This is a genomic window from Pseudomonas sp. Leaf127 (assembly GCF_001423155.1).
Lineage (GTDB): Bacteria > Pseudomonadota > Gammaproteobacteria > Pseudomonadales > Pseudomonadaceae > Aquipseudomonas > Aquipseudomonas ovata.
The window spans coordinates 588523-610797 of record NZ_LMOA01000001.1 but is presented as its reverse complement, the minus strand read 5'-3'; the positions used below and the strand labels follow the sequence as shown (position 1 = coordinate 610797).

Annotated in this window: 20 protein-coding genes; 11 read left to right on the top strand and 9 right to left on the bottom strand. The window is 62.1% G+C overall.

Going from position 1 to position 22275, the window contains the following annotated elements; all coding sequences use genetic code 11:
- Nucleotides 1-54: 54 nt before the first annotated feature.
- From rseP to rpsB, 8 genes are all read right to left on the bottom strand, one after another.
- Nucleotides 55-1407, bottom strand: coding sequence for a sigma E protease regulator RseP (rseP, locus tag ASF84_RS02720; protein ID WP_056834950.1), 1353 nt, complete (start codon nt 1405-1407; stop codon nt 55-57).
- A gap of 106 nt (nt 1408-1513) precedes the next feature.
- Nucleotides 1514-2704 (bottom strand): 1-deoxy-D-xylulose-5-phosphate reductoisomerase, encoded by a 1191-nt coding sequence (gene ispC, locus ASF84_RS02715; protein ID WP_056834948.1) that lies wholly within the window; start codon nt 2702-2704, stop codon nt 1514-1516.
- Nucleotides 2701-3516, bottom strand: a complete 816-nt coding sequence (locus ASF84_RS02710; RefSeq protein WP_056834945.1) for a phosphatidate cytidylyltransferase — start codon at nt 3514-3516, stop codon at nt 2701-2703. Before ASF84_RS02710 ends, ispC begins: the two co-directional genes overlap by 4 nt.
- Nucleotides 3516-4271 carry a polyprenyl diphosphate synthase gene (uppS, locus tag ASF84_RS02705; RefSeq protein WP_056834944.1) on the bottom strand — a complete coding sequence of 252 codons (756 nt, stop codon included), beginning with the start codon at nt 4269-4271 and terminating at the stop codon, nt 3516-3518. Before uppS ends, ASF84_RS02710 begins: the two co-directional genes overlap by 1 nt.
- A gap of 16 nt (nt 4272-4287) precedes the next feature.
- Nucleotides 4288-4845: a ribosome recycling factor gene (frr, locus tag ASF84_RS02700; RefSeq protein WP_056834942.1), complete on the bottom strand. Its 558-nt coding sequence runs from the start codon at nt 4843-4845 to the stop codon at nt 4288-4290.
- Nucleotides 4845-5585, bottom strand: a complete 741-nt coding sequence (gene pyrH, locus ASF84_RS02695) for a UMP kinase (RefSeq protein ID WP_056834940.1) — start codon at nt 5583-5585, stop codon at nt 4845-4847. The genes frr and pyrH overlap by 1 nt, the downstream gene beginning before the upstream one ends.
- Nucleotides 5586-5786: 201 nt before the next feature.
- Entirely contained in the window at nt 5787-6650 is an 864-nt protein-coding gene (gene tsf / locus ASF84_RS02690) for a translation elongation factor Ts (RefSeq protein WP_056834938.1), read from the bottom strand.
- Between the two features lie 190 nt (nt 6651-6840).
- Nucleotides 6841-7581, bottom strand: coding sequence for a 30S ribosomal protein S2 (gene rpsB, locus ASF84_RS02685; RefSeq protein WP_056834936.1), 741 nt, complete (start codon nt 7579-7581; stop codon nt 6841-6843).
- Nucleotides 7582-7883: 302 nt separating this feature from the next.
- On the opposite strand from rpsB, the gene map reads away from it, so the two are divergent.
- From map to ASF84_RS02640, 8 genes are all read left to right on the top strand, one after another.
- Nucleotides 7884-8669, top strand: a complete 786-nt coding sequence (gene map, locus ASF84_RS02680; protein ID WP_056834935.1) for a type I methionyl aminopeptidase — start codon at nt 7884-7886, stop codon at nt 8667-8669.
- Nucleotides 8670-8727: 58 nt separating this feature from the next.
- Nucleotides 8728-11424, top strand: a complete 2697-nt coding sequence (locus ASF84_RS02675; RefSeq protein ID WP_056834933.1) for a [protein-PII] uridylyltransferase — start codon at nt 8728-8730, stop codon at nt 11422-11424.
- 63 nt (nt 11425-11487) lie between these two features.
- Nucleotides 11488-12684 carry a succinyldiaminopimelate transaminase gene (gene dapC / locus ASF84_RS02670; protein ID WP_056834931.1) on the top strand — a complete coding sequence of 399 codons (1197 nt, stop codon included), beginning with the start codon at nt 11488-11490 and terminating at the stop codon, nt 12682-12684.
- A gap of 254 nt (nt 12685-12938) precedes the next feature.
- On the top strand, nt 12939-13319 hold the full coding sequence (locus ASF84_RS02660; RefSeq protein ID WP_056835356.1) for a hypothetical protein: 381 nt from the start codon (nt 12939-12941) through the stop codon (nt 13317-13319).
- Nucleotides 13320-13500: 181 nt separating this feature from the next.
- On the top strand, nt 13501-13848 hold the full coding sequence (locus tag ASF84_RS02655) for an ArsC family reductase (protein WP_056834928.1): 348 nt from the start codon (nt 13501-13503) through the stop codon (nt 13846-13848).
- Nucleotides 13849-13893: 45 nt separating this feature from the next.
- Nucleotides 13894-14928, top strand: a complete 1035-nt coding sequence (gene dapD, locus ASF84_RS02650; RefSeq protein WP_056834926.1) for a 2,3,4,5-tetrahydropyridine-2,6-dicarboxylate N-succinyltransferase — start codon at nt 13894-13896, stop codon at nt 14926-14928.
- A 70-nt stretch (nt 14929-14998) separates the two neighbouring features.
- The gene (locus ASF84_RS02645) at nt 14999-16204 is read left to right on the top strand and encodes an aminotransferase class V-fold PLP-dependent enzyme (RefSeq protein ID WP_056834923.1); all 1206 of its coding nucleotides are present in this window, start codon (nt 14999-15001) and stop codon (nt 16202-16204) included.
- On the top strand, nt 16201-16620 hold the full coding sequence (locus tag ASF84_RS02640) for a SufE family protein (RefSeq protein WP_056834921.1): 420 nt from the start codon (nt 16201-16203) through the stop codon (nt 16618-16620). The genes ASF84_RS02645 and ASF84_RS02640 overlap by 4 nt, the downstream gene beginning before the upstream one ends.
- Here the strand turns inward: ASF84_RS02640 and tcdA are convergent.
- The gene (gene tcdA / locus ASF84_RS02635) at nt 16611-17447 is read right to left on the bottom strand and encodes a tRNA cyclic N6-threonylcarbamoyladenosine(37) synthase TcdA (protein ID WP_056834919.1); all 837 of its coding nucleotides are present in this window, start codon (nt 17445-17447) and stop codon (nt 16611-16613) included. The genes ASF84_RS02640 and tcdA overlap by 10 nt on opposite strands.
- A gap of 392 nt (nt 17448-17839) precedes the next feature.
- On the opposite strand from tcdA, the gene ASF84_RS02630 reads away from it, so the two are divergent.
- The 3 genes from ASF84_RS02630 to ASF84_RS02620 all read left to right on the top strand — a co-directional run bounded on the left by ASF84_RS02630 (nt 17840) and on the right by ASF84_RS02620 (nt 22274).
- On the top strand, nt 17840-20224 hold the full coding sequence (locus ASF84_RS02630; RefSeq protein WP_162241239.1) for a glycosyltransferase family 2 protein: 2385 nt from the start codon (nt 17840-17842) through the stop codon (nt 20222-20224).
- A gap of 89 nt (nt 20225-20313) precedes the next feature.
- Nucleotides 20314-21465, top strand: a complete 1152-nt coding sequence (dapE, locus tag ASF84_RS02625) for a succinyl-diaminopimelate desuccinylase (RefSeq protein ID WP_056834915.1) — start codon at nt 20314-20316, stop codon at nt 21463-21465.
- A complete protein-coding gene (locus ASF84_RS02620; RefSeq protein ID WP_056834913.1) occupies nt 21465-22274 on the top strand; it encodes a putative RNA methyltransferase in 810 nt (269 codons plus the stop codon). Before dapE ends, ASF84_RS02620 begins: the two co-directional genes overlap by 1 nt.
- The last annotated feature ends 1 nt before the right edge of the window (nt 22275 follow it).

Below are 22275 nucleotides of genomic sequence, written 5' to 3'. Positions count from 1 at the left end.
TGGCAATAAACAAACTGCCGCCTCAGGCGGCAGATTCGCAATGGAGCGAAACTTTCAGAGTCGACCCAGATCGTTGACCAGTGCGAGCAACATGACGCCCACTACCAGACTGATACCAATCTGAACACCCCAACCCTGTACCTTTTCCGAAAGAGGACGCCCGCGGGCCCATTCGATCAGATAAAACAGCAAATGCCCCCCATCCAGTACTGGAATAGGCAGCAAATTGAGAACCCCCAGGCTTATGCTCAGATAGGCCAGGAAGTTCAGGAAGTCACCCACGCCCGACTGGGCCGAAGCGCCCGCCACTTTAGCAATGGTTATCGGTCCGCTCAAGTTTTTTACAGACAGCTCCCCGAACAACATTTTCTTCAACGATTCAAGCGTCAGCACGCTCATGGTCCAGGTGCGCCTGAAGCCTTCTACCACCGCTTCCAGCGGTCCATAGCTGACTTCACGCAGCATCTCGGCCGGCCACTCGCCACCCTTGACGCCAGCCCCCAGGTAACCGGTGGCCGCCTCGCCTTCGCCGCGCGCCGCCAGGGTCAGGGGCACGACAACCGTGGCGCCATCACGCTCGACGGTCACGGCGATACGCGCATCGGGCCGCTCGCGCACCCAGTCGACCACCTGTTGCCACTCGCTCACCGGCTGCTCGTCCAGCGCCACCAGTCGATCACCGGTCTTCAGGCCGGCGGCCTGCGCGGGGCCCTTGCCATCAAGCTCGGCAAGCACCGGCGGCAAGGCCGGGCGCCAGGGCTGGATGCCCAGCGAGCGAATCGGATCAGGCTCTTCAGAGCCTTTGAGCCAGTCCTTGAGTACCAGTTGATGTGCGCTGTCGCTGCTCGCGCCCGGCTCGCGCACCGTGACATTGATGGTCCCGCTCTCACCCAGCCGACGAACCAGCTGCAGGTTGACAGCCGACCAGCCGACGGTCGGCTTGCCGTCGACGGCCACGATTTCCTGGCCGGCATTCAGGCCGGCTAGTTGCGCAATGCTGTCAGGGGCCACGGTGCCGATGACCGGCTTGACCTGCTGACTGCCCAGCATGGCCAGCGCCCAGAAGAACACGATGGCCAGCAGGAAATTGGCAATCGGACCTGCCGCGACAATGGCGATACGCTGATAGACCGTCTTGCGATTGAACGACTGCTCGGCCATCTCGGCCGGCACATGCCCTTCGCGCTCGTCGAGCATCTTGACGTAGCCACCCAGCGGGATGGCCGCCACGACGAACTCGGTGCCCTGCCGGTCATGCCAGCGTACCAGCGGCATGCCGAAGCCCACCGAAAACCGCAAGACCTTCACGCCACAGCGACGTGCCACCCAGAAGTGGCCGAACTCATGGAACGTCACCAGCACACCCAGGGCCACCAGGGTCCCGAGGATCATATATAACGCACTCATTCAGTTTCTCCGGGGACCGGCTTGCCAGCCGGCATCAATCATTGAAGGCCTGTAAAGCCGCCCCTGACGCATCACCCGATCATCCATGGATTGATCGCGCATGGCTTCATTGCGCATGACGCTCGAGCCATTGCATGGCCAGCACCCGCGCCCGCGCATCCATCGCGAATACCGTTTCCAGCTCATTGAGCGCGACCACCGGCTCGCATGACAATACCGACTCGATGACGCCGGAAATCTGCAGATAGCCGATGCGCCCCTCGAGAAAGGCCGCCACTGCCACCTCATTGGCCGCATTGAGCATGGCCGGCGCACTGCCGCCCGCTTCTGCGGCCTGACGCGCCAGGCGCAGGCAAGGAAACCGCTGCTCGTCCGGCGCCTGGAAGTCCAGTTGGCCGATACGAAACAGATCCAGCGGTGCCACGCCCGAATCGATACGCGCCGGCCACGCCAGGGCATTGGCAATGGGCGTACGCATGTCGGGGTTGCCGAGCTGGGCCAGTACCGAACCATCGACATAATCCACCAGCGAGTGGATCACACTTTGCGGATGGATGACCACCTCGACCTGATCGGGACGCGCATCGAACAGCCAGCAGGCTTCGATCAGCTCCAGGCCCTTGTTCATCATGGTGGCCGAATCGACGGAAATCTTGCGCCCCATCGACCAGACCGGATGCGCACAGGCCTGCTCCGGCGTGACCGCCTGCAACTGCTCCAGCGGCGTCTGGCGAAACGGCCCACCGGAAGCGGTCAGAAGAATACGACGCACACCGATCGCGCCCAGGCCACGGGCAAAATCCTGTGGCAGACACTGGAAGATCGCGTTGTGCTCGCTGTCGATCGGCAGCAGTACAGCGCCACTGCGCCGCACCGCCTGCATGAACAGCGCCCCGGACATCACCAGGGCCTCCTTGTTGGCCAGCAATACCTTCTTGCCCGCCTCGACCGCGGCCAGGGTGGGACGCAGCCCGGCCGCGCCCACGATGGCGGCCATCACCGCATCGACATCAGGGTGGGCGGCCACGTCGCACAGACCGCCCTCCCCCACCAGCACGCCGGTTTCAAGGCCGGCATCACGCAACTGCGCCTGCAGGCGACTGGCCGCCTCAGGCGTTGGCACCACGGCAAAACGTGGCCGGTGCACGATACACAACTGCAGCAGTTCATCGAGCCGTGCAAAGCCGGTCAAGGCAAACACCTGGTAACGATCGCGATGGCGCGCAATGACATCCAGCGTACTCAAGCCGATGGAGCCGGTCGCACCCAGCACGGTAATCTGTTGCGGCATGCTCACATCACACCCCAGTCAGCCGCCCACAGCAGCACGGCAAACACCGGAATCGCCGCCGTCAGGCTGTCGATACGGTCCAGCACGCCGCCATGGCCGGGCAGCAGGTTACTGCTGTCCTTGACCCCGGACTGGCGCTTGAACATGCTTTCGGTGAGGTCGCCCACCACGGAAATCAGGACGATGATGGCAGTCGCCAGCAGCCCGGCGATGAACTGGCCGAACGACCAGTCGCGCATCACACCGACCACAAAGGTGATCGCCAGTGTGACCGCCAGCCCGCCATACACCCCTTCCCAGCTCTTGCCCGGACTGACCTTGGGCGCCAGCTTGCGCTTGCCCAGCGCCTTGCCGGTGAAATACGCCCCGATGTCGGCGGCCCAGACCAGCACCATCACCGACAGGATCAGCCAGTTGCCCAGCGGCCATTGCTTGAGCAGCACCAGGCCTTGCCAGGCCGGCAGCAGGATCAGCAGGCCGATCGCCAGCTTGCACACCGCACTGGCCCAATGATCGCTGGACTCGGGAAAGGTCAGCACCAGCCAGGTCGCCAGCAGCCACCAGATGACCGCAGCAGTCAGTACCCACGGCGCAAGCCCCGGCAGCAGGTACAACAGAAACAGCAGCACCGCGACGGTTGCAGCGTAGGCAATACGCATCGACTGGCTGGCAAAACCGGCCAGTCGTGCCCACTCCCAGCCACCCAGCACGACGACCAGGCCAATGAACAGGGCAAAGCTTGCCCCCTTGAGCAGGAAGAAGCCGCACAAGGCAATCGGCAACAGGATGAGGGCAGTGATAATCCGTTGTTTGAGCATCAGGCGCGGGCTCCGGCTTCAACCTGTTCGCTGGTCTTACCGAAGCGACGTTGGCGTGAAGCAAAATCGGCCAGCGCTGCGCGCATGGCGTCGTGTTTGAAGTCCGGCCAGAAAAGGTCGGAGAAATACAGCTCGGCATACGCCAGCTGCCAGAGCAGGAAATTGCTGACGCGCCGCTCGCCGCCGGTACGAATGCACAGGTCAGGCAACGGCAGGTCACCGGTGGACAGGCAGGCCTGCAACAGCCCCGGCGTAATGTCCTCGGGCTGCAGATGCCCTGCCTGTACTTCGCGCGCCAGACGCTGGGCAGCCTGGGCAATATCCCACTGACCACCGTAATTGGCCGCAACCTGCAGGATAAAGCGGTCATTGCCGGCGGTACCCTGCTCGGCATCGCGCATGGCCGCCTGCAATTCAGGATGAAAGCGCGAGCGGTCACCGATGATGCGCAAGGAGATGGCGTTGTCGTTCAGGCGCCGCGTTTCGCGCCTCAAGGCAGTTAGAAACAGTTCCATCAATGCCCCGACCTCATCGGCCGGCCGCTGCCAGTTCTCGCTGGAGAACGCAAACAGGGTGAGCACCTCGACCTTGGCCTCGGCACACACCTCAATGACCGCACGCACGGCATCCACACCGGCCTTGTGCCCGGCGACACCGGGCAGCAGGCGTTTCTTCGCCCAGCGATTGTTACCATCCATGATGATCGCGACGTGTCGCGGCACCGAAGACAGTGCCGCTTGCTTGGTCTTTTCCATTAAAACGCACCGAGCCCTATACGGCCATCAGGTCGGCTTCTTTCTGCTTGACGGCCACTTCGATCTCGGCGACGAACTTGTCAGTCAGCTTCTGGATCTCTTCAGCCGCACGACGCTCTTCGTCTTCGCTGATTTCCTTTTCCTTGACCAGATCCTTGTACTGGCTCAACGCATCACGGCGAATGTTGCGCACCGCTACACGGGCATCTTCAGCCGCATCACGCGCCTGTTTGGTGAAACCCTTGCGGGTTTCTTCGGTCAGGGCCGGCATCGAAATCAGCAGCAGCTCACCCAGGTTGGTCGGGTTCAGGTTCAGGCCGGCACTGCCGATGGCCTTGTCGACCGCGCCCAGCATGTTGCGCTCGAACGCCACCACTTGCAGGGTGCGTGCATCCTTGACCGTGATATTGGCAACCTGCTTGATTGGCGTATCGTTGCCGTAGTAAGGCACCATTACCCCTTCCAGGATGCTGGGGTGAGCCTTGCCGGTACGGATACGGCCGAATGCATGGCCCAGGGACTCCAGGCTTTTCTGCATGCGCTCCTGGGCGTCCTTCTTGATTTCGTTGATCATTATTGAACTTCCTCGATCAGGGTGCCTTCAGCGCCACCGTGCACAATATTGAGCAGGGCGCCAGGTTTGTTCATGTTGAAGACGCGCAACGGCATCTTGTGGTCGCGGCACAGGCAGATGGCGGTCAGGTCCATGACACCCAGCTTGCGATCCAGCACTTCATCGTAGGTCAGATGATCGAACTTCTCGGCATTGGGGTCCTTGAACGGATCGGCAGTGTAGACACCATCGACCTTGGTCGCCTTGAGCACGACGTCGGCATCGATTTCGATGGCCCGCAGGCAGGCGGCCGAATCGGTGGTGAAGAACGGGTTGCCGGTGCCGGCGGCGAAGATGACCACTTCCTTGGCGCTCAGGTGGCGCATGGCCTTGCGACGATCGTAATGATCGGTCACCCCGACCATGGAAATGGCGGACATCACGATGGCTGTGATATTGGCACGCTCCAGCGCATCGCGCATGGCCAGTGCGTTCATCACGGTGGCCAGCATGCCCATGTGATCGCCGGTGACCCGGTCCATGCCAGCCGCACTGAGGGCCGCACCACGGAACAGGTTGCCACCGCCGATGACCAGCCCGACCTGTACACCGATACCTACCAGCTGACCCACTTCAAGCGCCATGCGATCAAGCACTTTGGGGTCGATTCCGAATTCCTCGGAGCCCATCAGGGCCTCGCCGCTAAGCTTGAGTAGAATGCGTTTATAGCGAGCCTGATGACCACTGCTCTGCTGAGCCATTGCGAATCTCTCCTGCGGCGTTACTTGATAATGAAATCCGTGCAGGCACCAGGGCCTGCGTCAACTCTAGTCCGGCACATTGAAGGCGCCAGAAAATGCTGCCTTGCAGACTGTTTCTGCGAGAAAAAATTCCCTTTCCTTCTTTGAAAAAGAGGCCGCGCGCATGTGCGGGCAGCCTCTCTTGCGACGTGTGAAACCGTCTTACTTCTTGCTGGCAGCGACTTGAGCAGCCACTTCTTCAGCGAAGTTGTCGACTGGCTTCTCGATGCCTTCGCCCACTTTGAAGTAGGTGAAGGAAACGATTTCGGCGCCGGCTTTCTTGGCCAGTTCACCGACCTTGATTTCCGGGTTCTTGACGAACGCTTGCTCGACCAGGCTGGCTTCGGCCAGGAACTTGGTGATACGACCCTTCACCATGTTCTCGACGATGTTTTCCGGCTTGCCGGCGATCTTGTCAGCGTTCAGCTGCAGGAAAACGCCCTTCTCGCGCTCGATCGCTTCAGCCGAAACTTCCGACGGCAGCAGGAACTCAGGGTTGGTCGCCGCCACGTGCATGGCGATGTCCTTGGCCAGCTCGCTGTCGCCGCCCTTGAGGACGACAACCACGCCGATCTTGTTGCCGTGCAGGTACGAACCCAGCACGTCGCCTTCAACACGGGCCAGACGGCGGATGTTGACGTTCTCGCCAGTCTTGCCAACCAGGACCAGACGCGCTTCTTCCTGTGCGGCGATCAGCGGCTCGACAGTGGTCAGCTTCTCGGCAAAGGCTTTTTCGACGCTGGCAGCAACGAATGCCTTGAAGTCGTCTTGCAGGGCCAGGAAGTCGGTCTGCGAGTTGACTTCCAGCAGGACAGCGGCTTTACCGTCGTCCTTGATGGCGATCGCGCCTTCAGCAGCGACGTTGCCGGCTTTCTTGGCAGCCTTGATGGCGCCGGAAGCACGCATGTCGTCGATTGCTTTCTCGATGTCGCCGCCAGCCTTGGTCAAGGCCTTTTTGCAATCCATCATGCCTTCGCCGGTACGCTCGCGCAGTTCTTTGACCAGCGCCGCAGTAATCTCTGCCATTTCAAAATCCTCTTGGAAAGGTCTTAAACCAAACCACCCGAACGTGCGGGTGTTCAAATTCTTGGAAAACCATCGTGACAGTCACAGATGACAAGCAGACCGTGACCTCGCCACTGGATGTTTTCCGAGGTGGCAAAAAGGGGGCCTAGCCCCCTTTTTGCGCACTGAGTCAACGCCTGGCGTTGGCTACTCAGCCTTCTACAGCAGCAGTCTGCGCTTCTTCAACGTAGACTTCGGTGCCGCCGGCAACGTTGTTGCGGCCACGGATGACGGCGTCAGCCATCGAACCCATGTACAGCTGAACGGCGCGAATGGCGTCGTCGTTACCTGGAATCACGAAATCAACGCCTTCCGGGCTGCTGTTGGTATCGACGATGCCGATAACAGGAATGCCCAGCTTGTTGGCTTCGGTGATTGCGATGCGCTCGTGATCAACGTCGATGACGAACAGGGCATCAGGCAGGCCGCCCATGTCCTTGATACCACCCAGGCTGCGATCCAGTTTTTCCAGATCACGGGTGCGCATCAGCGCTTCTTTCTTGGTCAGCTTGGCGAAGGTGCCATCTTCGGCCTGGATTTCCAGGTCGCGCAGACGCTTGATCGACTGACGGATGGTCTTGAAGTTGGTCAGCATGCCGCCCAACCAGCGATGGTCGACGTACGGCGAACCGCAACGTGCTGCTTCCTCGGAAACGATCTTGCCGACGGAACGCTTGGTGCCGACGAACAGGATCTTGTTCTTGCCCGAGGCCAGACGCTCTACGAAAGCCAGGGCTTCGTTGAACAGTGGCAGGGTTTTTTCGAGGTTGATGATGTGGATCTTGTTGCGCGCGCCGAAAATGTACTTGCCCATTTTCGGGTTCCAGTAACGGGTCTGGTGGCCGAAGTGCACACCGGCCTTCAGCATATCGCGCATATTGACTTGGGACATGATAGTTCCTTGATAAGTCGGGTTAGGCCTCCACGCATCCCAATGACCAACCAGAGGCATTGCCCAAGGCACCCAGGTCATCGTGTCGATACGTGTGTGGGTTAGTGCCCTGCGGGTGACCCCTGCAAAGCGGCGCACTTTATATCACAAAAGCCTGACAAACAAAACCGCACATTTTGCCGGCCTTTCAGCCGGCGCCAGCGCCGCCACCGCAAGCCCATCGCCACTGCCCGCACGACGGTCTGTTAGAATCACTGTTTTCCGTATTTTCAAGCCGCGTGCGGCTTCCTGAGAGAGCGTGTATGACTGTCAGCATCAAAAACCACGAAGACATCGAAAAGATGCGGATTGCCGGCCGCCTGGCCGCCGATGTACTGGAGATGATCGAGCCTTACGTAAAGCCGGGCGTCACCACCGATGAGCTCAACACCCTGTGTCACGACTACATCGTCAACGTCCAGCAGGCCATCCCTGCGCCGCTCAACTACAAGGGTTTCCCGAAGTCGATCTGCACCTCGATCAACCACGTGGTGTGCCACGGCATCCCCGGCAGCAAGCGACTCAAGAAAGGCGATGCGCTGAACATTGACGTCACCGTCATCAAGGACGGCTACTTCGGCGACACCAGCAAGATGTTCCACGTCGGCCCGGTTGCCCAATGGGTCGAACGCCTGTCGCGCATCACCCAGGAATGCCTCTATAAAGGCATCGAAGTCGTACGGCCCGGTGCACACCTGGGCGACATTGGCGCGGTGATCCAGCAGCATGCCGAGAAGAACGGCTTTTCCGTGGTGACGGAATACTGCGGCCATGGCATCGGCAAGATCTTTCATGAGGAACCGCAGGTGATGCATTATGGCGAGGCCGGCACCGGCCTTGAACTGGTCGAAGGCATGACCTTCACCATCGAGCCGATGATCAACCAGGGTCGCGCCGATACCCACTTGCTGGCCGATGGCTGGACCGCCGTGACCAAGGACCACAAGCTGTCGGCCCAATGGGAGCACACCCTGCTGGTCACCGCCGACGGCTACGAAATCTTCACGTTGCGCAGCGACGAAACCTTTCCGCGCACCAACGCCCGCTAAGGCAGGGCGCTCGATGCCTTGCAGCATTTGCCGATAACCCAGAAGGAAAGCAGTTGCCATGCCGCAGGTGGATCCTGATTTGTTCGATCGCGGCCAGTTCCAGGCCGAACTGGCCCTGAAGGCCAGCCCCATCGCCGCCTTCAAGAAAGCCATCCGCCATGCACGCGAGGTGCTCGATGAGCGCTTTCGCTCCGGCCGGGACATTCGCCGCCTGATCGAGGACCGCGCCTGGTTCGTCGACAACATCCTGCAGCAGGCCTGGGGCCAGTTCGACTGGAGCCGGCAGGCCGAGATCGCCCTGCTGGCGGTCGGCGGCTACGGGCGTGGCGAACTGCACCCCTACTCGGACATCGACCTGCTGATCCTGCTGGACAACGATGACCACGAGCTGTTTCGCGATTCCATCGAGCGCTTTCTGACCCTGCTGTGGGACATTGGCCTGGAGGTCGGGCAAAGCGTGCGTTCGGTCAATGAGTGCGCCGTCGAGGCCCGGGCCGACCTGACGGTAATCACCAACCTGATGGAAAGCCGTACCATTTCCGGCCCCGAGCCACTGCGCCAGCGCATGCTCGAAGTCACCAGCACCACACACATGTGGCCGAGCAAGGACTTCTTCCTGGCCAAGCGCGCCGAACAACGCGCCCGGCACCACAAGTACAACGACACCGAATACAACCTGGAGCCCAACGTCAAGGGCTCCCCGGGCGGCCTGCGCGATATCCAGACCATCCTCTGGGTCGCCCGGCGCCAGTACGGCACCCTGAACCTGCACGCCCTGGCCGGCGAAGGCTTTTTGCTCGAAAGCGAAAACAACCTGCTGGCCTCTTCCCAGGAATTCATCTGGAAGGTGCGCTACGCCCTGCACATGCTGGCCGGTCGCGCCGAAGACCGCCTGTTGTTCGATCACCAGCGCACCATCGCCGCCTTGCTGGGCTATCAGGACAACGACGGCAAGCGTGCCATCGAACGCTTCATGCAAAAGTACTACCGGGTGGTCATGAGCATCGCCCAGTTGAGCGACCTGATCATCCAGCATTTCGAAGAAGTGATCCTCAGCGAAGATGACGGCAGCACCCAGCCGGTCAACTCGCGCTTCCAGTTGCATGATGGCTACATCGAGGCCACCCACGCCAACGTCTTCAAGCGCACCCCGTTTGCCATCATCGAAATCTTTGTATTGATGGCCCAGCGTCCGGACATCAAGGGCGTGCGCGCCAACACCATCCGCCTGCTGCGCGAACACCGGCACCTGATCAACGACGATTTCCGCAACGACATCCGCAACACCAGCCTGTTCATCGAGCTGTTCAAGTGCGAAACCGGCATCCACCGCAACCTGCGGCGCATGAACCGCTATGGCATCCTGGGCCTGTACCTGCCGGAGTTCGGGCACATCGTGGGGCAGATGCAGCATGACCTGTTCCACATCTATACGGTGGACGCCCACACCCTCAACCTCATCAAGCACCTGCGCAAGCTGCAGTACACCGAGGTTTCCGAGAAATTCCCGCTGGCCAGCAAGATCATGGGGCGGCTGCCCAAGCCCGAACTGATCTACCTGGCCGGGCTGTACCACGACATCGGCAAGGGCCGCGGCGGCGACCACTCGGAACTGGGCGCGGTGGATGCCGAGGCATTCGGCGTGCGCCACCAGTTGCCGGTGTGGGATACGCGACTCATCGTCTGGCTGGTCAGCCATCACCTGGTGATGTCTACAACGGCACAGCGCAAGGACCTTTCCGACCCGCAGGTGATCCACGATTTTGCCCTGTTCGTCGGCGACGAAGTGCACCTGGACTACCTGTACGTGCTGACCGTGGCCGACATCAACGCGACCAACCCGACGTTGTGGAACTCCTGGCGCGCCAGCCTGCTGCGCCAGCTCTACACCGAGACCAAGCGCGCCCTGCGTCGCGGCCTGGAAAACCCGGTCGACCGCGAAGAGCAGATCCGCCGCACCCAGACGGCCGCGCTGGACATCCTGGTGCGCAACGGCACCGACCCGGACGATGTCGAGCAATTGTGGTCGGGCCTGGGCGATGACTATTTCCTGCGCCACACCGCAGGCGACGTGGCCTGGCACAGCGACGCGATCCTCCAGCAACCCGCCGACGGCGGCCCGCTGGTGCTGATCAAGGAAACCACCCAGCGCGAATTCGAAGGGGCCACGCAGATCTTCATCTATGCGCCGGACCAGCACGACTTCTTCGCCGTGACTGTGGCAGCCATGGACCAGTTGAACCTCAACATCCATGACGCACGCATCATCACCTCCAGCAGCCGCTTCACCCTGGACACCTACGTGGTGCTCGACAGCGACGGCGGCTCGATCGGCAACAACCCCGAGCGCATCGAACAGATCCGCCACGGCCTGACCGAAGCCCTGCACAACCCCGACGACTACCCGACCATCATCAAGCGCCGGGTGCCGCGCCAGCTCAAGCACTTTGCCTTTGCCCCGCAAGTCACCATCCACAACGATGCCCAGCGTCCGGTCACGGTGCTGGAATTGCTGGCGCCCGACCGCCCGGGCCTGCTGGCACGGATCGGCAAGATCTTCCTGGAGTTCGACCTGTCGCTGCAGAACGCCAAGATTGCCACGCTGGGCGAACGGGTCGAGGACGTGTTCTTCATCACCGACGCCAACAACCAGCCACTGTCGGACCCGCAGCTGTGCCTGCGCCTGCAGGAAGCCATTACCGAACAGCTGAGCGTCACCCGCGAGCCCGAAGTGGGGTTTCGCCTGAGCATCTGATCGAGGACGCCCGCCTGCCGGGCGCCATGCACCTTGAGTTTTCTGCGCCTTGAGAGCCGAAACATGAACAACGCCATGCAACTGCTTCAGCCCTACCCGTTCGAGAAACTGCGCGCCCTGCTCGGCAGCGTGACGCCCAACCCGGACAAGCGCCCGATCGCCCTGTCCATTGGCGAACCCAAGCACACCTCACCGGCGTTCGTGGCCCAGGCCCTGGTCGATAACCTCGACAAGATGGCCGTCTACCCCACTACACTCGGCGTCCCGGCCTTGCGCGAAGCGATAGGCCACTGGTGCGAGCGGCGCTTTGGCGTACCCGAGGGCTGGATCGACCCGGCCCGTCATGTGCTGCCGGTCAATGGCACCCGCGAGGCGCTGTTCGCCTTTACCCAGACCGTAGTCAACCGCGAAGCCAACGGCCTGGTGGTCAGCCCCAATCCGTTCTACCAGATCTACGAGGGCGCCGCCCTGCTGGCCGGTGCCCAGCCGCACTACCTGCCCTGCCTGAGCGAACATGGCTTCAATCCTGATTTCGACGCCGTGCCGGCCGAGATCTGGCAGCGCTGCCAGATTCTGTTCCTGTGCTCGCCGGGCAACCCGACCGGCGCCTTGATTCCGGTCGACACCCTGAAAAAGCTGATCGCCCTGGCCGACCAGTACGACTTCGTGATCGCCAGCGACGAGTGCTACAGCGAGCTGTACTTCGACGAAGCCACCCCGCCACCAGGCCTGCTCAGCGCCTGCGCCGAGCTGGGCCGCCAGGACTTCAAGCGGTGTGTGGTGTTCCACAGCCTGTCCAAACGCTCCAACCTGCCGGGCCTGCGTTCGGGCTTCGTGGCCGGCGATGCCGAGATCCTCAAGGCCTTTTTGCTGTACCGCACCTACCACGGCTGCGCCATGCCGGTGCAGACCCAACTGGCCAGCGTGGCCGCCTGGAACGACGAAGCCCATGTGCTCGCCAACCGTGACCTGTACCGCGAGAAGTTCGATGCGGTGCTGGACATCCTCAGCCCGGTGCTCGACGTGCAGCGGCCCGACGGCAGCTTCTACCTGTGGCCGAACGTCGGTGGCGACGACGCCGCCTTCTGCCGCGACCTTTACCTGGAGCAGCATGTGACCGTAGTACCGGGCTCATACCTGTCGCGTGACGTCGACGGCTTCAACCCTGGCGCCGGCCGCGTGCGCCTGGCCCTGGTCGCGCCGCTGGCCGAGTGCGTCGAAGCCGCCGAGCGCATTCGCGCCTTCATCAATAATCGCTGAGCCATAGCGTTATATACCGCCGGCATCAGGCCGGTCGGCCTTACCGTTGTCGTTCGTCGCGCCGCCCCTGTCACCGGGCGGCGGCGACATCCAGATGATGAGGTCCGTGTACCCGGACCGTAGCAGTTCGAAATATGGCGGCGCATGACCGGCAACCATTCGTCTGCCCGATTGCACTTGCAAGGCGCCTGGCATTTCACACGTGAACGGCCCAAGAGGGCTTGTTTCCTGTAATCAGACTCAAGGTGATCGCCATGCCAGTCGCAAGCAAGGATAAATACACGGCCAAGCAGAAGCGCAAGGCCCAACACATCGAAGAAAGCTACGAGCACAAGGGAATGCCGGAGGATCAGGCCCAGGCGCGGGCCTGGGCCACGGTGAACAAACAGTCGGGCGGTGGTGAAAGGGCCGGCGGGTCCGGCACAGATACCTCCGGCCGAGAAAAACAGACCGCCCGCTCGGACTCGGCCAAACGCGCCGCGCAGACGCGCAAGGGTCACGCGCGCACCTCCCCGGAGTCACTGCAAAGCCAGACCCGCGAGAGCCTGATGAAAGAGGCACGCAGCCAGGACATTCGTGGCCGCTCGCGCATGACCAAGGCGCAACTCATAGAAGCCTTGAGCCACGCCGGCTAAATCACGCCCCTCCACGCCCGGACCCTGCTGCCATGGCCGGGCCGTCCTGCGTGATGCCCGGACACGATCTGCCCCCTGACAGCCTGAGCGCGCAATCGAGCGACGTGGCATAATCACGGGCTGAATTTTGCGGAGGCAATGGGGGACGTTTCGGGAAAGGCCGACTACCCTATAGGAATCAATGGCTTACACTCTCTACGGCATCAAAGCCTGCGACACCATGAAAAAAGCCCGTACCTGGCTCGAAGAACATGCCGTGGGCCATGATTTTCATGACTACAAGAAAGAGGGCATCGACCGTGAACACCTGACGCAGTGGTGTGACGAACACGGTTGGCAAGTGGTCCTCAACCGTGCCGGCACGACGTTTCGCAAGCTCGACGAGGCGCAGAAGAACGACCTCGACCAGGCCCGCGCAATTGAACTGATGCTGGCACAACCGTCGATGATCAAGCGTCCTGTGCTTGATCTCGGCAACCGAACCCTGATTGGTTTCAAACCGCAATTGTATGCGGCGGCGTTGCAGTAAGCCCGAGCGCTGCTGACAACCCCCGATCACTCAAGAGGAATGTGCATGTCCACCACCCTGTTCAGCCTGGCCTTCGGCGTCGGCACTCAAAACCGTCAAGGCACCTGGCTGGAAGTCTTCTACGCCCAACCCCTGATCAATCCGTCGGCCGAACTGGTCGCGGCCGTCACCCCGCTGCTGGGCTATACCGGCGGCAACCAGGCCATCACCTTCAACACCGACCTGGCCTCGAAACTGGCCGACGCGCTCAAGCCGGTCGATGCCGCCCAGGCCGCACTGCTGACCCGTCTGGCCGAAAGCCACAAGCCGCTGGTTGCCACCGTCCTGGCTGAAGACGCCGCCCTGACCTCGACCCCTGAGGCCTACCTGAAGCTGCACCTGCTGTCGCACCGCCTGGCCAAGCCGCACGGCCTGAGCCTGGCCGGCATCTTCCCGCTGCTGCCGAACGTGGCCTGGACCAGCCAGGGCGCCATCGATCTGGCCGAACTGGCCGAGCGTCAGCTCGAAGCACGCCTGAAAGGCGAGCTGCTGGAAGTGTTCTCGGTCGACAAATTCCCGAAAATGACCGACTACGTCGTGCCGAGCGGTGTGCGCATCGCCGACAGCGCCCGTGTGCGCCTGGGCGCCTACATCGGTGAAGGCACCACCGTGATGCACGAAGGTTTCGTCAACTTCAACGGCGGCACCGAAGGCCCGGGCATGATCGAAGGCCGTGTTTCGGCCGGTGTGTTCGTCGGCAAGGGCTCGGACCTGGGCGGCGGCTGCTCGACCATGGGCACCCTGTCCGGCGGCGGCAACATCGTCATCAAGGTCGGTGAAGGCTGCCTGATCGGCGCCAACGCCGGTATCGGCATTCCGCTGGGCGACCGCAACACCGTCGAGGCCGGCCTGTACATCACCGCCGGCACCAAGGTTGCGCTGCTCGACGAACACAACGAACTGGTCAAGGTGGTCAAGGCCCGTGACCTGGCCGGCCAGGCCGACCTGCTGTTCCGTCGCAACTCGCAGACCGGCGCCGTGGAATGCAAGACCCACAAGTCGGCCATCGAGCTGAACGAAGCACTGCACGCTCACAACTGATGTTATCGGCGCGGCGGTCCCGGCGGCATTACCGCAGGGGTCGCCGCGACCGACCGAGCCGGATGGACCAATGCCCCTCATTTCTCCCTGGCGCGCGGACTTTCCAGCCCTCGACGCCCTGCAACGGCAAGGCCAGACCTACCTGGACAGCGCCGCCACCACGCAAAAGCCCCAGGCATTGCTCGATGCCCTGAACCACTACTACACCAGCGGCGCCGCCAACGTGCACCGTGCCCAGCATTTGCCCGGCGCGCACGCCACCCAGGCCTTCGAAGCCTCGCGGCACAAGGTCGGGCAGTGGCTCAATGCCGGCGAATCCGGGCAGATCATTTTCACCCACGGCGCAACCTCGGCCCTCAACCTGCTGGCCTATGGATTGCAAGCGCATTTTGCCGAAGGCGACGAGATCGTCATCAGTGCCCTGGAGCACCACGCCAACCTGCTGCCCTGGCAACAACTGGCCCGCCGACGCAACCTGCGCCTGGTGGTGCTGCCGCTGGACGGCCATGGCCTGATCGACCTGGAGGCCGCCGCCACGCTGATCGGCCCGCGCACGCGCCTGCTGGCGGTCAGCCAGTTCTCCAACGTGCTCGGCGCCTGGCAGCCGCTGACCCGCCTGCTGGCGCTGGCACAGGCGCAAGGCGCGCTGACCGTGGTCGATGGCGCCCAAGGTGTGGTGCATGGCCGCCACGACGTGCAGGCACTGGGCTGCGACTTCTATGTATTTTCCAGTCATAAGCTGTACGGCCCCGAAGGGCTGGGCGTGCTCTATGGCCGCCATGCCGCGCTGGCGCACCTCGACCACTGGCAGTTCGGCGGTGAAATGGTCCTGGACGTCGATTACCACCGCGCCGAATTTCGCCCGGCCCCTTTGGGTTTCGAAGCCGGAACGCCGCCCATTGCCAGCGTCATCGGCCTGGGCGCGACCCTTGAATACCTCGACGGCCTCGACCAGAAGGCCATAGTCGATCACGAAGCACGCCTGCACCGGCGCCTGCTCGAAGGTTTGCAGCAGCGCGAGCAGGTACGTGTGCTGGGGGCGCCGGAGCTGGCGCTGGTCAGCTTTGTCGTCGACGGTGTGCACAACGCCGACCTCGCTCACCTGCTGACCGAACAGGGCATCGCCGTGCGCGCCGGTCACCATTGCGCCATGCCGTTGCTCAAGAGCCTGGGCCTGCCGGGCGCCATCCGTGTTTCGCTAGGGCTTTACAACGATTCCGACGACTTGCTGCGCTTCTTCAGCGCCCTGGACCAGGGTCTGGAGTTGCTGGCATGAGCCTGCCTGACGACTTGACCGTCGAGGCTCAGGCGGCACTGGAGGCTTTCGGCCAGGCTCAGGGCTGGGAGCAACGCGCCCGCCTGCTGATGCAGTGGGGCGAGCGCCTGGCACCGTTGAGTGAAGCGGAAAAATCCGACGAGTATCGAGTGCACGGTTGCGAAAGCCAGGTCTGGCTGGTGGCCGAAGAACGCGACGGCCGCTGGCAGTTTCGTGCCGGCAGCGATGCGCGGCTGTTACGCGGCCTGCTGGCGGTGTTGCTGGTGCGGGTCAATGACCTGCCGGCACAAGCGCTGAATCAGGTCGACCTGCACCACTGGTTCGACCGCCTGGGGCTGGGTCGCCAGCTCTCGCCGTCACGCAGCAATGGCCTTAACGCGGTGCTGCAACGCATGCGTGAACGGGCTCAGGCCTGAGCCGGATCAACCGGCGCAGGCTCGGTCTTGACCCGCTCCGAAGGCCTGCGCGCACCGGCGACCAGTTTGTCGACCGCACGACTGGCCGCGACCATGCCAAAGGTCGCGGTGACCATCATCACCGCGCCAAAGCCACCGGCGCAGTCCAGCCGCACGCCGTCGCCGACAAAGGTCTTGCTCTGGCACACGCTGCCATCGGGCATCGGATAGCGCAGTTGTTCACTGGAAAACACGCACGGCACGCTGTAGGTGCGATTGGGCGTGCGTGAAAAGCCGTAATCACGGCGCAGGGTCGAGCGCACCTTGGCGGCCAGCGGGTCGTTGAAGGTGCGGTTCAAATCAATGACCTGGATCTGCGTCGGATCGATCTGCCCGCCGGCACCGCCGGTGGTCACCACCTGGATCTTGCGCCGCTTGCACCAAGCGATCAGCGCGGCCTTGGACTTGACGCTGTCGATGCAATCGACGACGAAATCCAGTTCCGGCGTAATGTGTTCGGCCAGAGTCTCGACCGTGACAAAGTCAGCCACTGCATGCACCACGCACGCCGGATTGATGGCGTGGATGCGCTCGGCCATGACCTCGACCTTGGCCCGGCCCACGGTGCCGTCCAGCGCGTGCAACTGGCGATTGACGTTGCTGACACAGACATCGTCCAGGTCGAACAGCGAGATCTCGCCCACCCCCGAACGCGCCAGCGCCTCGGCGGCCCACGAACCCACGCCGCCAATGCCGACCACCGCCACATGGGCCGCTTGCAGGCGCGCCAGCCCTTCATTGCCATATAACCTTGCGATACCGGCGAACCGTGGATCTATTACGCTCATTGGGCCTGACCTCGAAAACCGGCGCGCAGTATAGAACGCTCATCGGATGAAAACAGTCATTGTCGCGTCAACAGCGCATTGCCGGACTTCATCAGCCCTTTGACAAGCGCGCTGGCACTTCCTTGCGTATCCCCTCGATCACAGAGTGCGCAGTAAATGACGTCTCGGCATTGCAAATGCACTAAGCACCCTGCCTGCCTCTTCTAGACTTACCAGAGAACCTATGGCAACTACACACGCTTTCTCTTGTAATGACTTTATTGATCCTTATCGGTCTTGGACTGTTCAGCCTAGCCCTGGTCATCGTACGCACCCGCGCTTGGCAGCACGTTCTTGTGCCTGACTGGCCAGCGCAGGTGCACGGCATTTGCTATACGCCCTATCGACCCGGCATGAGCCCCCAGAGAGGCATCTACCCCTCAAGCGCTCAGATCCGGGAAGACCTGGTGATGCTCAAGGCCATGACCGGGCGCATCCGTACTTATTCGGTAGAAGGCTCATTGAGACATATACCCCGGATTGCCCAGGCACTGGGGCTCAAGGTCACACTGGGTATCTGGATTGGCAAGGACGACGCCCGCAATCATCAGGAGATTGCGCTGGCCATCAGGTTGACCCGACGATTTTCCTGCATAGACCGGGTGCTGGTTGGTAACGAAAGCCTGTACGACGGCCTGATCACTTTTGAGCGCCTGGCCGGCTACCTGCGGCACGTGCGTCAACACGTCGACGTACCGGTTTCTACGTCAGAGCAATGGCACCAATGGCGCGATATTCCAGCGCTGGTAGAACAGGTGGATTTCATTGCGGCACACATCCTGCCTTATTGGGAAGCCGAGCACTTCATGCAGGCTGGCAAAGCAGTGTCGAGCCTGGCGCAGACCCTGGAGCGACTGTACCCCGGCAAACCCCTGCTGATTTCAGAAGTCGGCTGGCCCAGCCGTGGCAGCGTAACAAAACAGACCCACAGCTCTATCCCCACACAGACCGTTGCCATACGCCAGCAAGTCAACGCGCTTCAGGACCAGGGCTACGAGTACTTCGTCATTGAGGCGTTCGATCAACCCTGGAAAACCATAGAAGGACTCTCAGGCCCGCATTGGGGACTGTTTACCGCTCGACGCAGGCTTAAACTCCAGCGTACGGGGCCTGTCGGCGTGCCGGTTGACTGGGGGTATGCTTTTTCAAGACTACTGGGAGGCTCGCAGCCGGGCGCACGACGCACCCGCCGCCTGCTCATCCTGTGCCTGACAACTTATATCGCACTGACGCTGATCGGCGTGAGCCGCCTGCATGACCCGATGTCATGGTTCGGCGTAACGCTGACAATGATCTGGGCGGCTTTTACACTCGCCCTGCTGAGCGTAGAAATCCACGAGTTTCTGGAAAGTCAGTTGGGTACCGAGCACCCAAGGCAGTTCTTGCCCATTCGAGGGGCTTGCCATTACCGTCCTTTTGTCTCGATCCATGTGGCCTGCTACAACGAGCCTGCAGCCATGGTCATTCAGACACTGAACGCCTTGAGCCTGCTGCATTACCCGGACTATGAAGTGCTGGTCATTGACAACAACACTTCGGACCCTCAGGTCTGGGAGCCTGTGCAACGGCATTGCGAGTCACTAGGGCCACGTTTCAGGTTTTTCCATGTCGCTCCGCTGGCAGGCTTCAAGGCCGGGGCACTCAATTACCTGCTGGAGCATACGTCAGCTGCAGCGCATATCATTGCCGTTATCGACTCGGACTATGTCATTGAGCGCAACTGGCTATACGAGATGGTGCCGCACTTCCAGGCACCGCACATTGCCCTTATCCAGGCGCCGCAAGACTATCGCGATGGTCAGCAGAGTCTGTTCAAACGCTGCTGCCATGCTGAATACCAAGGCTTTTTCAATATCGGCATGGTCATTCGCAATGATTACAACGCAATCATTCAACACGGCACAATGACCCTGATCCGACACTCGATCCTGCAAGCTCTGCGCTGGGCGCCATGGTGCATCTGCGAGGATGCCGAACTGGGCCTGCGCCTGCTGGAAAGCGGGCATGCAACAGGCTATATGCCCGCCAGCTACGGCAAGGGACTCGTACCGGATACGTTCCTGGACTTCAAGAAGCAACGTCATCGGTGGGCCTACGGCGCCATGCAAATCATCAAGCGCCATGCCAACAGCCTGATTCGTGCAAGGCAAAACAAGCTCAGCACTGCACAGCGTTATCACTTTCTGGCCGGCTGGCTGCCATGGATGTGTGAAGGGATCAATTACCTGTTGATCTTCGCCACCCTGTTCTGGTCATTCATCATGCTGGTGTTGCCCGGGCAATCGAATCCTGTTCCCTGGATATTCGCGGCACCGCCGATCGTGACCTTGTTGATACGTACTCTGAAAATCGCCAGCCTCTACACCCGCCTTGTCAGCACCGACTGGAAGCATGCCTTTGCAGCAACCCTGGCCGGCATGGCGCTGTACCCCACCATCGGCAAGGCTGTATTGGCAGGATGTTTTACGCGGGGGCTGCCGTTCTTCCGGACGCCCAAGGCGGTCTCTACCCAGGGTTTGAGCGTGGCGCTTTCTCATGTGCGTGAGGAGGTCTGGCTGATGGTCTTGTTGTGGACCGCCGCCTTGGCACTCGGCCTGACTCGCGGTTTGGGCACTGTGGATATGAGCGGTTGGGTGATGCTGCTGTTGACACAGTCGTTGCCGTGCCTGGCCGCTGTGGTCATGACGATTCTTTCCTGTATGCCGGCCCTGGGCATGCGCCAGGACGAGAACGGATAACCTCTCACTGCAAACGTCGGCCTTGATGGCTGCATTTTGCTTTAAGATAACCGCCTTTTCGCCCCACGCCCTGTACCGGAGTCCTGTTCATGACGGCCCCAGCCGACCTTTCGCCCACTCTTCAACTGGCCTGCGACCTCATTCGCCGGCCGTCGGTCACGCCGCTGGACGCCGATTGCCAGGCCGTGATGATGCGTCGCCTGGGCGCGGCTGGCTTCAAGCTGGAGCCGATGCGCATCGAAGATGTGGATAACTTCTGGGCCACCCATGGCAACGGCGACGGCCCGGTGCTGTGCTTTGCCGGGCACACCGACGTGGTGCCGACCGGCCCCGTGCAAGCCTGGCAGAACGATCCGTTCGACGCCTTGATCGACGAACAGGGCATGCTCTGCGGGCGCGGTGCGGCCGACATGAAGGGCAGCCTGGCGTCGATGGTGGTGGCGGTTGAGCGTTTTGTCGGCGATTACCCGGACCATAAAGGCTCGGTGGCCTTTCTAATCACCAGTGATGAAGAAGGCCCGGCGCACCACGGCACCAAGGCGGTGGTCGAGCGCCTGGCCGCACGCCAGGAGCGCCTGGACTGGTGCATCGTCGGCGAGCCGTCGAGCACCACGCTGGTGGGGGATGTGGTCAAGAACGGTCGGCGCGGCTCGCTGGGCGCGACCCTCACGGTGCGCGGCAAGCAAGGCCATGTGGCCTACCCGCACCTGGCCCGCAACCCGATCCACCTGGCCGCCCCGGCCCTGGCCGAGCTGGCCGCCGAGCACTGGGATGAAGGCAATGCCTTCTTCCCGCCGACCAGCTTCCAGATTTCCAACCTCAACTCCGGCACCGGCGCGACCAACGTGATTCCCGGCGATCTGGTGGCGGTGTTCAATTTCCGCTTCTCTACCGAGTCGACGGTCGAAGGCCTCAAGCAGCGGGTCGCGGTCATTCTCGACAAGCATGGCCTGGACTGGCACATCGACTGGGCGCTGTCGGGCCTGCCGTTTCTCACCGAGCCGGGCGCCCTGCTCGACGCGGTATCGGCCAGCATCCGCCAGGTTACCGGCCGTGAAACCCAGGCCTCGACCAGCGGCGGCACCTCCGACGGGCGTTTCATTGCCACGCTCGGCACCCAGGTGGTCGAGCTGGGGCCGGTCAACGCCACCATCCACCAGGTCGACGAACGCATCCTGGCCAGTGATCTGGACGTGCTGACCGAGATCTACTACCAGACCCTGGTCAAGTTGCTCGCCTGATGCTGACCTGTCCAATCTGTTCGGCGCCCTTGAGCGCCGTCGAGCATGGCGTCGCCTGCCCGGTCAATCACCGCTTCGACCGCGCACGCCAGGGCTACCTGAACCTGCTGCCGGTGCAGCACAAGAACAGCCGCGACCCGGGTGACAACCAGGCCATGGTCGAGGCGCGGCGACGCTTTCTCGACGGCGGGCACTACGCCCCGGTGGCCCGGCGCCTGGCGGAACTGGCGGCCGAGCGCGCCCCGGCGCGCTGGCTGGACATCGGTTGTGGCGAGGGTTACTACACCGCACAGCTGGCCCAGGCGCTGCCCAAGGCCGACGGTTATGCCCTGGACATCTCCCGCGAGGCCGTCAAGCGCGCCTGCAAGCGCGACCCGGCGCTGACCTGGCTGGTCGCCAGTATGGCGCGCATTCCGCTGCCCGACGCCAGTTGCCAGTTTCTGGCCAGCGTGTTCAGCCCGCTGGACTGGCTTGAAGCCAGGCGCCTGCTGACACCCGGCGGCGGCCTGATGCGGGTCGGCCCTACCCGCGGCCACCTGATGGAAATGCGCGAAAAACTGTATGACGAGGTGCGCGACTATGCCGATGACAAGCACCTGGCCCTGGTGCCGCCGGGCATGGCGCTGGCCCACAGTGAAACCCTGACGTACAGCCTCAAGCTGATCGACAACCAGTCCCGCGCCGACCTGCTGGCGATGACACCCCATGGCTGGCGCGCCAGCGCCGAGCGGCGGGCAGCGGTCATCGAGTACCCTGGGCCGTTCAAGGTCACCGTTTCCATGCGCTACGATTTTTTCGTTCTGCGCTAAG

What these genes read in the sequence shown, in the direction of transcription:
- rseP (WP_056834950.1), bottom strand. Translation starts at nt 1,407, where the DNA reads ATGAGTGCGTTATATATGATCCTCGGGACCCTGGTGGCCCTGGGTGTG.
- ASF84_RS02710 (WP_056834945.1), bottom strand. Translation starts at nt 3,516, where the DNA reads ATGCTCAAACAACGGATTATCACTGCCCTCATCCTGTTGCCGATTGCC.
- uppS (WP_056834944.1), bottom strand. Translation starts at nt 4,271, where the DNA reads ATGGAAAAGACCAAGCAAGCGGCACTGTCTTCGGTGCCGCGACACGTC.
- frr (WP_056834942.1), bottom strand. Translation starts at nt 4,845, where the DNA reads ATGATCAACGAAATCAAGAAGGACGCCCAGGAGCGCATGCAGAAAAGC.
- pyrH (WP_056834940.1), bottom strand. Translation starts at nt 5,585, where the DNA reads ATGGCTCAGCAGAGCAGTGGTCATCAGGCTCGCTATAAACGCATTCTA.
- tsf (WP_056834938.1), bottom strand. Translation starts at nt 6,650, where the DNA reads ATGGCAGAGATTACTGCGGCGCTGGTCAAAGAACTGCGCGAGCGTACC.
- rpsB (WP_056834936.1), bottom strand. Translation starts at nt 7,581, where the DNA reads ATGTCCCAAGTCAATATGCGCGATATGCTGAAGGCCGGTGTGCACTTC.
- map (WP_056834935.1), top strand. Translation starts at nt 7,884, where the DNA reads ATGACTGTCAGCATCAAAAACCACGAAGACATCGAAAAGATGCGGATT.
- ASF84_RS02675 (WP_056834933.1), top strand. Translation starts at nt 8,728, where the DNA reads ATGCCGCAGGTGGATCCTGATTTGTTCGATCGCGGCCAGTTCCAGGCC.
- dapC (WP_056834931.1), top strand. Translation starts at nt 11,488, where the DNA reads ATGAACAACGCCATGCAACTGCTTCAGCCCTACCCGTTCGAGAAACTG.
- ASF84_RS02660 (WP_056835356.1), top strand. Translation starts at nt 12,939, where the DNA reads ATGCCAGTCGCAAGCAAGGATAAATACACGGCCAAGCAGAAGCGCAAG.
- ASF84_RS02655 (WP_056834928.1), top strand. Translation starts at nt 13,501, where the DNA reads ATGGCTTACACTCTCTACGGCATCAAAGCCTGCGACACCATGAAAAAA.
- dapD (WP_056834926.1), top strand. Translation starts at nt 13,894, where the DNA reads ATGTCCACCACCCTGTTCAGCCTGGCCTTCGGCGTCGGCACTCAAAAC.
- ASF84_RS02645 (WP_056834923.1), top strand. Translation starts at nt 14,999, where the DNA reads ATGCCCCTCATTTCTCCCTGGCGCGCGGACTTTCCAGCCCTCGACGCC.
- ASF84_RS02640 (WP_056834921.1), top strand. Translation starts at nt 16,201, where the DNA reads ATGAGCCTGCCTGACGACTTGACCGTCGAGGCTCAGGCGGCACTGGAG.
- tcdA (WP_056834919.1), bottom strand. Translation starts at nt 17,447, where the DNA reads ATGAGCGTAATAGATCCACGGTTCGCCGGTATCGCAAGGTTATATGGC.
- ASF84_RS02630 (WP_162241239.1), top strand. Translation starts at nt 17,840, where the DNA reads ATGAGCCCCCAGAGAGGCATCTACCCCTCAAGCGCTCAGATCCGGGAA.
- dapE (WP_056834915.1), top strand. Translation starts at nt 20,314, where the DNA reads ATGACGGCCCCAGCCGACCTTTCGCCCACTCTTCAACTGGCCTGCGAC.
- ASF84_RS02620 (WP_056834913.1), top strand. Translation starts at nt 21,465, where the DNA reads ATGCTGACCTGTCCAATCTGTTCGGCGCCCTTGAGCGCCGTCGAGCAT.